14 protein-coding genes are annotated in these 13127 nt (G+C 34.1%); 10 read left to right on the top strand and 4 right to left on the bottom strand.

All coding sequences use genetic code 11. The annotated features are described in order from the left end of the window. Positions 1-15 precede the first annotated feature (15 nt). The 3 genes from QQM35_RS06785 to ptsP all read left to right on the top strand — a co-directional run bounded on the left by QQM35_RS06785 (position 16) and on the right by ptsP (position 2878). Entirely contained in the window at positions 16-558 is a 543-nt protein-coding gene (locus QQM35_RS06785) for a DUF697 domain-containing protein (RefSeq protein WP_251516065.1), read from the top strand. A 336-nt stretch (positions 559-894) separates the two neighbouring features. Then, a complete protein-coding gene (locus tag QQM35_RS06790) occupies positions 895-1161 on the top strand; it encodes a phosphocarrier protein HPr (protein WP_251516067.1) in 267 nt (88 codons plus the stop codon). Position 1162: 1 nt separating this feature from the next. After that, positions 1163-2878 (top strand): phosphoenolpyruvate--protein phosphotransferase, encoded by a 1716-nt coding sequence (gene ptsP, locus QQM35_RS06795; RefSeq protein WP_251516069.1) that lies wholly within the window; start codon positions 1163-1165, stop codon positions 2876-2878. Between the two features lie 129 nt (positions 2879-3007). Here the strand turns inward: ptsP and QQM35_RS06800 are convergent, their stop codons facing one another. After that, a complete protein-coding gene (locus QQM35_RS06800) occupies positions 3008-3238 on the bottom strand; it encodes a glutaredoxin family protein (protein WP_251516071.1) in 231 nt (76 codons plus the stop codon). A gap of 199 nt (positions 3239-3437) precedes the next feature. Between QQM35_RS06800 and QQM35_RS06805 the strand changes: the two genes are divergently transcribed. The 3 genes from QQM35_RS06805 (at position 3438) to QQM35_RS06815 (ending at position 6585) form a co-directional block, all read left to right on the top strand. After that, positions 3438-4793 (top strand): cytochrome ubiquinol oxidase subunit I, encoded by a 1356-nt coding sequence (locus tag QQM35_RS06805; RefSeq protein ID WP_251516073.1) that lies wholly within the window; start codon positions 3438-3440, stop codon positions 4791-4793. Next, positions 4790-5806: a cytochrome d ubiquinol oxidase subunit II gene (locus QQM35_RS06810; protein WP_251516074.1), complete on the top strand. Its 1017-nt coding sequence runs from the start codon at positions 4790-4792 to the stop codon at positions 5804-5806. Before QQM35_RS06805 ends, QQM35_RS06810 begins: the two co-directional genes overlap by 4 nt. A 95-nt stretch (positions 5807-5901) precedes the next feature. Beyond that, on the top strand, positions 5902-6585 hold the full coding sequence (locus QQM35_RS06815; protein WP_251516076.1) for a potassium channel family protein: 684 nt from the start codon (positions 5902-5904) through the stop codon (positions 6583-6585). Between the two features lie 33 nt (positions 6586-6618). Here the strand turns inward: QQM35_RS06815 and rnjA are convergent, their stop codons facing one another. Then, the gene (rnjA, locus tag QQM35_RS06820) at positions 6619-8430 is read right to left on the bottom strand and encodes a ribonuclease J1 (protein ID WP_251516078.1); all 1812 of its coding nucleotides are present in this window, start codon (positions 8428-8430) and stop codon (positions 6619-6621) included. Further along, entirely contained in the window at positions 8430-8645 is a 216-nt protein-coding gene (locus tag QQM35_RS06825) for a DNA-dependent RNA polymerase subunit epsilon (protein ID WP_251516080.1), read from the bottom strand. Before QQM35_RS06825 ends, rnjA begins: the two co-directional genes overlap by 1 nt. A gap of 452 nt (positions 8646-9097) precedes the next feature. Here QQM35_RS06825 and QQM35_RS06830 point away from each other — a divergent pair, with 452 nt between their 5' ends. Next, positions 9098-9379: a hypothetical protein gene (locus QQM35_RS06830; protein WP_342610290.1), complete on the top strand. Its 282-nt coding sequence runs from the start codon at positions 9098-9100 to the stop codon at positions 9377-9379. 63 nt (positions 9380-9442) lie between these two features. On the opposite strand, the gene def is transcribed toward QQM35_RS06830, so the two are convergent. Next, positions 9443-9994 (bottom strand): peptide deformylase, encoded by a 552-nt coding sequence (def, locus tag QQM35_RS06835; RefSeq protein ID WP_251516084.1) that lies wholly within the window; start codon positions 9992-9994, stop codon positions 9443-9445. Positions 9995-10118: 124 nt separating this feature from the next. Here def and QQM35_RS06840 point away from each other — a divergent pair, with 124 nt between their 5' ends. The 3 genes from QQM35_RS06840 (at position 10119) to QQM35_RS06850 (ending at position 13106) form a co-directional block, all read left to right on the top strand. Further along, positions 10119-10745 (top strand): YkyA family protein, encoded by a 627-nt coding sequence (locus tag QQM35_RS06840; RefSeq protein WP_251516086.1) that lies wholly within the window; start codon positions 10119-10121, stop codon positions 10743-10745. 267 nt (positions 10746-11012) lie between these two features. After that, the gene (gene pdhA / locus QQM35_RS06845) at positions 11013-12125 is read left to right on the top strand and encodes a pyruvate dehydrogenase (acetyl-transferring) E1 component subunit alpha (protein ID WP_342610292.1); all 1113 of its coding nucleotides are present in this window, start codon (positions 11013-11015) and stop codon (positions 12123-12125) included. Between the two features lie 3 nt (positions 12126-12128). Next, on the top strand, positions 12129-13106 hold the full coding sequence (locus tag QQM35_RS06850; RefSeq protein ID WP_251943149.1) for an alpha-ketoacid dehydrogenase subunit beta: 978 nt from the start codon (positions 12129-12131) through the stop codon (positions 13104-13106). Positions 13107-13127: the final 21 nt, after the last annotated feature.

Genomic DNA, 13127 nt, shown 5'->3' on the forward strand with positions numbered 1-13127 from the left:
CGAGGAGTGAAATTCATGGGTATAAAAAATAAAGTGACGAATAAATTCACACAAAAAGTTGGTAATAAAGTATTAAATATAGAAGAAATTAGTGAAAAAAGTAACTTACCAGTAACAAGTGATGATATTGCTGAAAGACGTCAACGTGCGCAAACTTTAGTTAAAAAGAAATCAATGCTTTCATCAGGCGTAAGTGTCGTTCCGATTCCTGGTTTAGACTTTGGTGTGGATATTAAATTAATGAAAGACATCATAGAAGATATAAACAAAATTTATGGTGTAGATCATAATCAAGTAAGCACAATGGGCGACGACATGAGAGAACGTGTATTTGCTGCCGCAGCTGTTCAAGGTAGTCAATTTATTGGGAAAAAAATTTCAGAAGCATTATTAAAAATGGTTGTTAAAGATGTTGCGAAAAGAGTAGCAGCTAAACAAACGAAATGGTTCCCAATTGTAGGTCAAGCTATTTCAGCATCATTAAGTTATTATTTCATGAAAAAAATGGGCGATGAACACATTGAAAAATGTGAAAAAGTAGTAAAAGAAATTGTCTAATTAAATAAATATGAAATTAAAGGAGTAGAACAGTAATCGAAGTTTCTAATAGAGATTCCTTACTCCCACTTATTGAGAAAGAGTCTGAGACATTTATTTTGTCTTAGACTCTTTTTTATCAATTTTAAAATTAGAAACTCAAAACATCCGTTACAGAAAGATGTTTGAATAGTTAGAATTTTATTACACTTTAACCGCATTTGGCCCAAATTACGCTACATCACAGGTATAACGCATTGAATTTACATGCATATTTTGGTAATCTTATTTGTATAAAACATTGATAGGTTTTATAATAAACTAACGAGTCTAACTATGCGAAGGAGAAATCTTAATATGGAACAAAAATCATATATAATCATTGACGAAACAGGTATTCACGCACGACCAGCTACGATGCTTGTTCAAACTGCATCTAAATTCGATTCAGATATTCAACTTGAATATAATAGTAAAAAAGTTAACTTAAAATCAATCATGGGTGTTATGAGCTTAGGCGTAGGTAAAGATGCTGAAATCAACATCTATGCTGATGGTAGCGATGAAAAAGAAGCAATTGAAGCAGTAACTGAAATCTTATCTAAAGAAGGTTTAACTGAATAATATGGCAAATTATATTAATGGGATTGCTGCATCTGATGGTGTAGCAATTGCCAAAGCTTATCTAATTGTCGAGCCGGATTTGTCATTTAACAATGAAAAGGTTACTGATGTAGACGCAGAGCTACAATTGTTTAAAAAGGCTATCGAAACATCCAAAGTTGAGTTAACAAAGATTAGAAACAATGCTGAAAAAAATATAGGTGCTGATAAAGCAGCTATTTTTGATGCACATTTACTTGTGTTAGATGATCCAGAATTAATTCAACCGATTGAAGAAAAAATAAAAAATGAAAAAGTTAACGCACCAACTGCATTAACAGATGTTACTGGTCAATTCATTACTATATTTGAATCTATGGATAATGAATACATGAAAGAACGTGCTGCTGATATCCGCGATGTTTCTAAACGTGTATTAGCACATTTATTAGGTGTCGAATTACCAAATCCTAGTATGATTGATGAAAGCGTTGTCATCGTTGGGAACGATTTAACACCTTCAGACACTGCACAATTAAATAAAGAGTTCGTGCAAGGTTTTGTTACGAACATTGGTGGAAGAACATCGCATTCAGCTATCATGAGTCGTTCTTTAGAGATACCTGCCGTAGTAGGTACTAAAACAATTTCCAAAGAAGTTAAACAAGGTGACATGATTATTGTAGATGGCTTAACAGGTGAAGTTATAGTTGACCCTACTGATGATGAAGTCATTGCTTATGAAAACAAGCGTGAACGTTTCTTTGAAGATAAAAAAGAATTACAAAAACTTCGTGATGAAGAAACAAAAACGTTAGATGGCAAACATGCAGAACTTGCAGCAAATATCGGAACACCTGATGATTTAACTGGTGTGATGGATAATGGTGCAGAAGGTATCGGTCTTTACCGTACTGAATTCCTTTACATGGGTAGAAATGAGTTACCATCTGAAGATGAACAGTTCGAAGCTTATAAAAAAGTGCTTGAAACAATGGAAGACAAACGCGTCGTTGTGCGTACGTTAGATATCGGTGGGGATAAAGAATTACCATATCTTAATTTACCGGATGAAATGAATCCTTTCCTTGGATACCGTGCAATTCGTCTATGTCTTGATCAGCCTGATATTTTCAGACCACAACTTAGAGCACTGTTACGCGCATCTGCTTACGGAAAGTTAAATATTATGTTCCCAATGGTAGCAACAATACAAGAATTCCGTGATGCAAAATCATTATTACTTGAAGAAAAAGAAAAATTACAAAATGAAGGTGTAGAAGTTTCTGATGATATCGAATTAGGTATCATGGTAGAAATACCTTCAACTGCGGCTTTAGCAGATATCTTTGCTAAAGAGGTTGATTTCTTCAGTATTGGTACGAATGATTTAATTCAATATACGATGGCAGCAGATCGTATGTCTGAACGTGTTTCATACTTATATCAACCATATAACCCTTCAATTTTACGCTTAGTTAAACAAGTCATTGACGCTTCACATAAAGAAGGTAAATGGACAGGTATGTGTGGTGAAATGGCAGGAGATGCTACAGCAATACCATTATTATTAGGTCTTGGTTTAGACGAGTTTTCAATGAGTGCAACATCTGTACTTAAAGCACGTCGCCAAATCAAAGGTTTAAGTCAAAATGAAATGGAAGAATTAGCTGCTAAAGCAATTAACTGTGCGACAACTGAAGAAGTTCAAACATTAGTTGATCATTACGCAAAATAATCGCAATTACATGATAAATAAAAATCGGGTGTGGGACAGACATCGAATTTTCAAACAAAAATTTCGTAGTCCCTCCTTAATGATAAAGAGTCTGAGACATCTATTTTGTCCCAGACTCTTTTTTGTATATTAATCAATATTTAATCTCTTATTCAATTTGTCCATATCTACTTGGTACATAGGTTCATCATCTAACAAGATAAAAGGAGTTGCAAAAGCATCATAATCAATCATTTCATTTCTATATTGTGAATTTGAAATATTTTTTTCTGTGTATGAAACGTCTTTGTCGGAAAGATAGTTTTTTATAAATTCACAAGGTGGACAGTCATCTTGAGTATATATTACGATATTTGTCATCTTCATCATCCCTTCAATATAATTTAACTCATTTTAATATAGGTAACATTTTAAAGAAATTCAAGTATATGATTTCTCTATACATACGCCACTAATTTGTCACTCTTTTGTGTTATATATAATTTTAAAATGATTTAAAAAGGAATATACTAAAAGTGTTAATGTGATTATCACAAATATATAGAAAAAAGGTGATTACATGGATTCAATTGAAATCGCACGTTTTCTAACAGCCATGACACTCGCTGTGCATATCATATTCGCAACAATTGGGGTAGGTATGCCATTAATGTTCGCGATTGCCGAGTTTATAGGCTTGAAACGTAATGATTATCAGTATATTGCTTTAGCTAAGCGTTGGACTAAAGGTTATACGATTACGGTTGCAGTTGGAGTTGTAACCGGTACAATTATTGGATTACAACTTTCATTACTATGGCCGACCTTCATGCAAATGGGTGGTCATGTTATAGCTTTACCATTATTTATGGAAACTTTCGCATTTTTCTTCGAAGCAATCTTCTTAAGCATTTATTTATATACATGGGATAGATTTAAAAATAAATGGACGCATTTCCTCATAAGTTTACCAGTTATTCTCGGTGGTTCATTCTCAGCATTCTTTATTACGGCAGTGAATTCATTTATGAACACACCAGCTGGCTTTGAAATGAAACATGGAAAAATGGTTAATGTTCAACCATGGGCAGCAATGTTTAATGATTCATTTATTATTCGTTCATTCCATGTTGTTGCTACTGCTTATATGACGATGGCATTTGTATTAGCAAGTATTGCCGCTTATAAATTATTAAAAAATAAATTTTCACAAGATACAGCTTATCATAAAAAAGCACTCAAATTAACGATGATATTAGGTATTGTGTTTACTGTAGGTGCTATGATAGCTGGAGATGCATCGGCGAAATTTTTACACAAAGAACAACCTGAAAAACTTGCTGCATATGAATGGCATTTTGATACCCAATCTAAAGCAAATTTAGTTTTATTTGGTAGTTTAGATGAGAAAACTGAAAAAGTAAAAGGCGCTATAGAAATACCAGGTGTACTTAGCTTTTTAGCAGATAATAACGTAAATACTAAGGTGAAGGGACTCAATGATTTCCCTAAAGAATTACGTCCACCAATGATGGTGCATTACTTCTTTGATCTGATGGTATTTATGGGCGTATTTTGTTTCATTATTTCAGGTGTCTTTATCCTTACCTTATTAATAAAAAAATTAAGACGCTTTACATTTTCGAAAGCGATGGTGATTGGCACAATCTTAACAGGGCCTGCATCAATATTAGCCATAGAATTTGGTTGGTTCTTAACTGAGCAAGGACGTCAACCATGGCTCGTGCGAGGATATCTAAAAGTTGCTGACGCCGCAACACAAGCAGGGGGCTTAGCACTCGTCACAATTATGTTTGCGTTATTGTATCTTGTATTATTATTCACAAGTGCTTATGTGTTAATAAGAATGTATCGAAACAATCCGGCATATAAAGACGTTGAAAAAGTGAAAATCGAAAGAGGTGCTAAGTCATGATTTATTCATATATCGGTATTACAGTATTGTGGGTATTTTTATATTGTTATATCATCGTGGCATCTATTGATTTTGGTGCTGGGTTCTTTACGGTCCATGCTAAAATCACGAAACAGGATAAGAAGATTAATCATATTATCGCACGTTATCTCAACCCAGTTTGGGAAGTAACGAACGTATTCTTTGTATTTTTCTTTGTTGGGATGGTTGGATTCTTCCCGGATACAGCTAAATATTTCGGGACAGTCTTGTTGGTACCAGCTTCTGTAGCACTATTACTCCTTTCAATTAGAGGTGCTTTTTATGCCTTTGAAAATTATGGCCCAGATACAAAGCTACCTTGGTTGATTATGTATGGTTTAGCAGGATTGTTTATTCCAGGTTCACTGGCAACGGTTTTAACAATATCTGAAGGTGGTTATATAACTGGAAAAGAATCGCATTTAGATTTAAATTGGACAGAATTATTGCTAAGCCCGTACGCATGGGCAGTAGTATTTTTAGCCATTGTTTCGGTATTATATATTTCTTCAGGATTTTTAACTTACTATGCTTCTAAAGCTAAAGATACTGAAGCATATAAATTGTTGAGATACTGGTTCTTGTTCTGGGGGCCACCGATGATAGCTATTTCATTATTTGTATTTTTATCATTACGTGTACAAAACAAACACCATTTTGAAGTTGCTGTTACACATTACTGGTGGATGTTTTTACTAAGTTTTATTTTCTTTGTAATCGCAATGATACTAACGTTAATTAAGAAATATCATGGTATCGCATTTATCATGGTCATGTTCCAAATGGCTTTTGCATTTTTCGGTTATGGCATGAGTAAATTGCCTTATATTTTAGACCCTTATATTAAACTTAATCAAAGCGTTACGAATCCAAGCATGGCGATTACGTTAATCGTTGTATTCATTTTTGCTTTACTTTTACTCATACCATCGTTAATATTGTTAATGAGATTATTTATCTTTGATACCTCTTATGTGAGAGGCAAGAAATAACCATATAATAATGCTGAGGTGAGTTTGATTCATACTTTACGTATCTTACGTACGAACTGGATCAACTTACCTCGATTTTTAGTTGGAGGACAATTATGGATAAAGAATATGTAGTCATTGGTTTAGGCCGATTTGGCGGAAGTATTGTAAGAGAACTTAACGCTTTAGATATGGATGTTATGGCGATTGATATGGATGAAGCACGTGTGAACGAATACAGTGATATCGCTACACATGCTGTAGTTGCAGATACAACGGATGAAACTGTAATGAAGAGTTTAGGTATAAGAAATTTTGACCACGTGATTGTTGCAATCGGGGAAAATATTCAATCTAGTACATTAACTACACTTATCTTAAAGGAATTAGGGGTTAAAAAGGTTACTGCCAAAGCCCAAAATGATTATCATGCTAAAATATTAAATAAAATAGGCGCGGACACAGTTGTACACCCTGAAAGAGATATGGGTCGTCGTATTGCACATAATGTGGCAAGTGCGAGTGTGTTAGATTATCTTGAACTTGCGGATGAACATTCAATTGTTGAAATTAAAGCAAGTGAAAAGATGGCCGGACAATCAATTATTGACTTAGATATTCGTGCACAATTCGGTATAAGTATTATTGCAATTAAACGCGGTAGAGAAATTCTTGTATCACCGGATCCTAATATTAGTGTTGAAATAGGCGACATTCTCATCATGATAGGTCACGATAATGACTTAAATCGTTTCGAGAAAAAAGGTTGTCAGATAACTGAATATAGTAAAAGCACGTGAATGATTATAAATCATTCACGTGCTTTTTATTGATTATGACTGTTTTTTATCAGTCAATTCTTTTTTATTCTTCTTGAAGTTTTTAAACTTCTTAGGTCCAGATTTAGTATCTCTTTTACTTGATTTATGTGAATTGCTTTGTGATTTTTTGGAAGGTTGGTTATTTTTATCTTCATTGACTTTCATAATTACTGGCAAAATCATTGGTTTACGTGCTGTTTTGTCATATAAATAAGGTTGTAACGTTTCAATGATTGATGATTTAATTTGATGCCATTGAATATCTTTATTTTGATTTAATTTTGAAATAACATCAGTTTTGATTTTACGTTGAGCATCATAAATCAATTGACCTGATTCTCTCATATAAACGAAACCTCGTGAAATTATATCAGGCCCAGACAGTAGAGTGTTTGTCTTGAAATCGATACTAACGACTACAATGACAAGACCTTCTTCAGATAATAATTTACGGTCTCGAATCACGACGTTACCGATATCTCCAATACCACTACCATCTACAAGTACATTACCAGATGGGATTCTTCCGGCTTTTCGAGCTGAATCTTTCGTAAGTGCTAAAACATCACCAATTTCAAAGATAAAGACGTTGTCTGGATTGACGCCACATTCGACACCGGAATTACCGTGGGCTTTTAACATACGATATTCACCATGAATAGGTAAGAAAAACTTAGGTCTAATTAATCGTAACATCAATTGTTGGTCGCCTTGGGAACCGTGACCAGAAGTGTGTATATTTGAAACCTTATTATGGATGACATCTGCACCAGCTCGGTATAACGCATTAATTGTACGGTTAATGCTCTTCGTATTACCAGGAATTGGTGAAGAACTAAATACCACTGTATCTTCTGGAATAATTTTGATTTGTTTATGCGTACCGTTCGCAATACGAGACAACGCTGCCATTGGCTCACCTTGAGAACCAGTACAAAGGATGAGTAATTCATGTTTCGGAATACTGTTAATCTTATTTGGTTCTACAAACGTTTCAGGTGGCGCTTTAATATAACCGAGTTCCATTCCAATTTTAATATTATTTTCCATGGAACGACCGAACGTAACTATTTTACGGTTATATTTGATTGCAGCTTCGACAGCTTGTTGGACTCTGTATATATTTGATGCAAAGGTTGCAAATATGATTCTTCCTGTGCAATTACGGAAAATCTTTTCGACATTTTGTCCAACTTCACGTTCACTTAATGTAAAATCTGGAACTAACGAATTGGTTGAATCTGAAAGTAAACAAAGTACGCCTTCTTCACCAAGTTTTGCCATTTTAGCTATATTTGCTGGTTCACCAACTGGCGTGAAATCAAATTTAAAATCACCAGTATGCACGATATTACCTTCTGGCGTATTTACTATAACACCATAAGCCTCAGGTATACTATGTGTCGTTAAATAGAAAGAAACTTCCATATGTTTAGACTTAATAACACTGGACTCATCTATCGGAATAAGTTCTGTTGTTCTCAATAGATGATGTTCTTCCAATTTATTTCTAATTAGACCTAATGCTAAAGGTCCACCATAAATTGGCACGTTAATTTGTTTTAATAGGTAGGGCACACCACCAATATGGTCCTCATGTCCATGCGTTATAAATAATCCTACAATTTTGTCTTGGTTTTGTTCTAAATATGTGAAATCTGGGATGACGTAATCTATACCTAAAAGATTATCATCAGGGAATTTAATACCTGCATCGATAATTACAATTTCGTTCTGGTATTCAACGGCATACATATTTTTACCGATTTCACCCAAACCACCAAGTGCGTATATCGCAACTTCATTTTTTTGGATTTGTTTCATTACTGCGCTTGCTCCACGTTAAAGTCTTCTGATTGCTTTTCATATTCTAAATGTGCGCCCTCTAATTTAGTAATGAATTCGATATTATAGTCTCTATCTTTTAAATAACGTCTTACTTGTTCTTCTGATTGTGCTTCGACATAAATCGTTTGTGTCTTTTCACGTACGATTACTTCAGATTTGTTATGTTGAAAAAATACTTTAAATACTGCCATTATTGACTGTTCCTCCTGTAATAACTAGAAATTATTATTTATTTGAATCCTATAAATTCATCGATTAAAACGTACGATCTATATAAAAAATACTTTATTGTTATATCGTTTTATTACCGAATATAAAATAACATACTAGCGAATGTGCCAAGTATGTTGCTAGGATTTATTGTTGTTCGTTCGCTAAAAAAATACATTATTAAGCTATGTGTTTTCAGTTATTACTCATTTTACATGATGTGAAGAAATAAATAAAGCAGTTTTATTTTTGTTGTTCTTTTAATATGAATGCTTTGAAATAAATATCTATACACTAAATTCCATTTAATGGAAAATATTTTTAACATTGAATATATTTGTGCTTGAGTCAGTGTGAGAAGTTCATTATGATTAAAGTGAAGCGTCCGATATATTTAGAATAATTGGGCACCATTATAGAAAGAAAAGTAAGGGTGATAACATTGGATCATGTAACGCAAATTATTGAGGATATTAAAGTTGAGAAAAAACGCTCTGACAAAATATTTACAGGAATTACATTTGAAATTAGATCTGAACAAGTCATTATGTTTTTTAACTATGACGAAATTATCGATAACGTAGAAGGGGATCAAGTATATGTCAAACACAACCATGATCCTGAATTTATAGATACAAATAAACTCAAACATATAAAACAGCAATTAGAAGGTATAAATGTTGAGTACACAGAACGTCGAGATGATTTTTTATAAGAAAAAGCCATCAACCTAACTTTTACGCTAGAGTTGATGGCTATAACTATTTTCATAAGAATGTTAAACCTCAACGGCATCATCATGTGGTTGGAGTGGATTGTTTTGATCGATATAGTCATAGAACATTACACCGTTAAGATGATCGATTTCGTGTTGTAATATGATGGCAGGATAACCTTTTAATCTTAACTTAATTTCATTTCCATCTATGTCATAAGCTTTCACCGTGATTCTGTTTTTACGGTGCACAAGACCAGGAATGTTTTCATCTACACTTAAACAACCTTCTCCAGACGGTAAATAAGCTTCCTGTACACTATGGCTCATTACTTTCGGGTTGACAAGCATTAAATCGTAGCTCTTACCGTTTCCATCATCTGGTAAATATACCGCTAACATTCTTTTCGAAACGTTGATTTGTGGAGCGGCAAGACCAACACCAGAACGTAGACCATATTTATTAGCTGTCGTTTCGTCCTGACTGTTAATAAGAAACTCACGCATTTCTTTTAAAGTATTTCGATCTTCATCTGATAAAGGGAAATGAACATCTTCGGCTTTAGCACGAAGTGTAGGGTGTCCATCTCGAATAATATCTTTCATAGTTAACATTTATTCATACACCTTCCTTATTGTAAAATATACCAAAGATTAGGCAGTAAAATACAGTGATACATTTGATTTATAATAAATTATTATATAACATTACATTCAAATAAAGGAGGATTTTTCAAAAATGAAATTAAAGTATGGCATCGGTGCTGTGTTAGCATCTACTTTGTTAGTTGCAGGTTGTACGACTGATAAGGGAGAAATCAAAGCGTATAATAAAAATATTCAAAGTGCATTTGATGAAGAAAAATCTCTTACATCAGTAGGTAAAAAACTAAACAAGTTAGAAGAGAAGAAACAAGAATTAGTACAAAATATTGATGGAAAAGATGAACAAAAAGTAAAAGAAACATCTAATAAGGTAGTAAAAAACGTTGATGATCGTCAACAGCAATTTAAGAAAGAGCAAGATGCAATGGCTAAATCTGAAAAAGAATTTAAAAAAGCTGAAAAACACATAGGTAAAATAGAAAATAAGAAAAAGAAAAAAGAAGTTAAACAACTCAACGATGCAATGAAAGACAAATATAAAGCACACGATAAGTACGCTGAAGTTTACGAAAATATCATGAAAAAAGAAAAAGATATGTTCAACTACACAGCGAAAGGTCAAGTTGACCAAAATACAATTAATGAAAAATCAAAATCAGTATCAAAAGCATATAAAGAGATGAACAAAGCGTTTAAAGATTACTCCAAAGCAACAAATAAAGTGAAAACAGAAAAGGCAGATGTCGATTCGCTAGCTTAGAGTTGAACAAGTATATTGATTTGAAATTTAAAAGGTGAAGATATAAAATATTAAATGAGGGCGCTTACATAAAAGAACACACTGTTTTATGTATGTTTGCAAATTGAGTGATACAGACCGCTCATAAATAATAATACAGTTCTCTAACTGTAGTCATTGCAAGTGTTACAGAACTTTTTATAATTGTTTAACAGTATAACAGTTTTGTGATACAATATTAAAGGATAAAATGAATTTCTATTATACGGGAAAGGTATGGTGAATTGAATGGCTCCGAAATTACAAGCCCAATTCGATGCAGAGAAAGTATTGAACGATACTCAATCGCAATTTGAAATGATACAAATTTTGGATGAAGAAGGTAATGTTACAAACGAAGATTTATTACCGGATTTATCAGATGAAGAACTTACTGAATTAATGGAAAGAATGGTATGGACACGTATTTTAGACCAACGTTCAATTTCATTAAACAGACAAGGTAGATTAGGTTTCTATGCACCTACAGCAGGTCAAGAAGCTTCTCAAATCGCTTCACAATATGCATTAGAGAAAGAAGACTTTATATTACCAGGTTACCGTGACGTACCACAAATCATCTGGCACGGATTACCTTTAACAGAAGCTTTCTTATTCTCAAGAGGTCATTTCAAAGGAAATAGAATGCCAGAAGGCGTTAACGCATTAAGTCCACAAATCATCATCGGTGCACAATATGTACAAACAGCAGGTGTTGCACTAGGTATTAAGAAGCGTGGTAAACAAGCTGTAGCTATCACTTATACTGGTGATGGCGGTTCATCACAAGGTGATTTCTATGAAGGTATAAACTTTGCCTCTGCATATAAAGCACCAGCTATCTTTGTAATTCAAAATAACAACTATGCAATTTCAACACCACGTAGTAAACAAACTGCTGCTACAACATTAGCGCAAAAAGCTATCGCAGTTGGTATTCCTGGATTGCAAGTTGACGGCATGGACGCTTTAGCTGTTTATCAAGCTACTAAAGAAGCGCGTGAACGTGCTGTAAATGGTGAAGGTCCTACACTTATTGAAACAGTGACTTATCGTTACGGCCCACATACAATGGCTGGTGATGACCCTACAAAATACAGAACTTCAGATGAAGACTCTGAATGGGAGAAAAAAGATCCACTTGTTCGCTTCAGAAAGTTCTTAGAAGCTAAGGATCTTTGGTCAGAAGAAAAAGAAAACGAAGTCATCGATTGTGCGAAAGCTGATATTAAAGCTGCAATTAAAGAAGCAGACAGCACAGAAAAACAATCTGTTACTGATCTCATGGAGATTATGTACGATGAAATGCCTTCACATTTGGCAGAACAATATGAAATCTATAAAGAAAAGGAGTCGAAGTAACAGATGGCACAAATGACAATGGTTCAAGCGATAAATAATGCGCTTAAAACTGAATTACAAAACGATGAAGACGTGTTACTTTTCGGTGAAGACGTTGGTGTAAACGGCGGTGTATTCCGTGTAACTGAAGGTTTACAAAAAGAATTCGGTGAAGACCGAGTATTCGATACACCATTAGCAGAATCAGGTATTGGTGGGTTAGCCTTAGGTTTAACGACTGAAGGATTCCGCCCGGTAATGGAAATTCAATTCTTAGGTTTCGTATTTGAAGTATTTGATGCGATTGCAGGCCAAATTGCACGTACACGTTTCCGTTCAGGTAACTCAAAACAAGCACCTGTAACTATTCGTGCACCATTTGGTGGTGGGGTACATACACCTGAATTACACGCAGATAACCTTGAAGGTATCTTATCTCAATCACCAGGTTTACATGTCGTAATCCCATCTAGCCCATATGATGCTAAAGGATTATTAATTTCTGCAATTCGCAGTAACGATCCAGTTGTATTCTTAGAGCACATGAAATTATACCGTTCATTCCGTGAAGATGTGCCTGAAGAAGAATATACAATTGATATCGGTAAAGCGAACGTGAAGCAAGAAGGTAATGACATTACTTTAATCGCTTACGGTGCAATGGTTCAAGAATCATTAAAAGCTGCTGAAGAGTTAGAAAAAGAAGGATACTCTGTTGAAGTTATCGACTTAAGAACAGTACAACCAATCGATATTGAAACATTAGTAGCTTCAGTTGAAAAAACTGGACGCGCTGTAGTTGTTCAAGAAGCTCAACGTCAAGCTGGTGTAGGTGCTACAGTAGCATCTGAATTAGCAGAACGTGCAATCCTTTCATTAGAAGCACCTATTGCACGTGTTGCAGCTGCTGACACAGTATATCCTTTCACTCAAGCTGAAAATGTTTGGTTACCAAACAAAAACGATATTATTGAAAAAGCTAAAGCAACATTAGAATTTTAATAACTACTAATGAGAGCAGAT

The sequence above is a fragment of the Staphylococcus hsinchuensis genome, assembly GCF_038789205.1.
GTDB lineage: Bacteria > Bacillota > Bacilli > Staphylococcales > Staphylococcaceae > Staphylococcus > Staphylococcus hsinchuensis.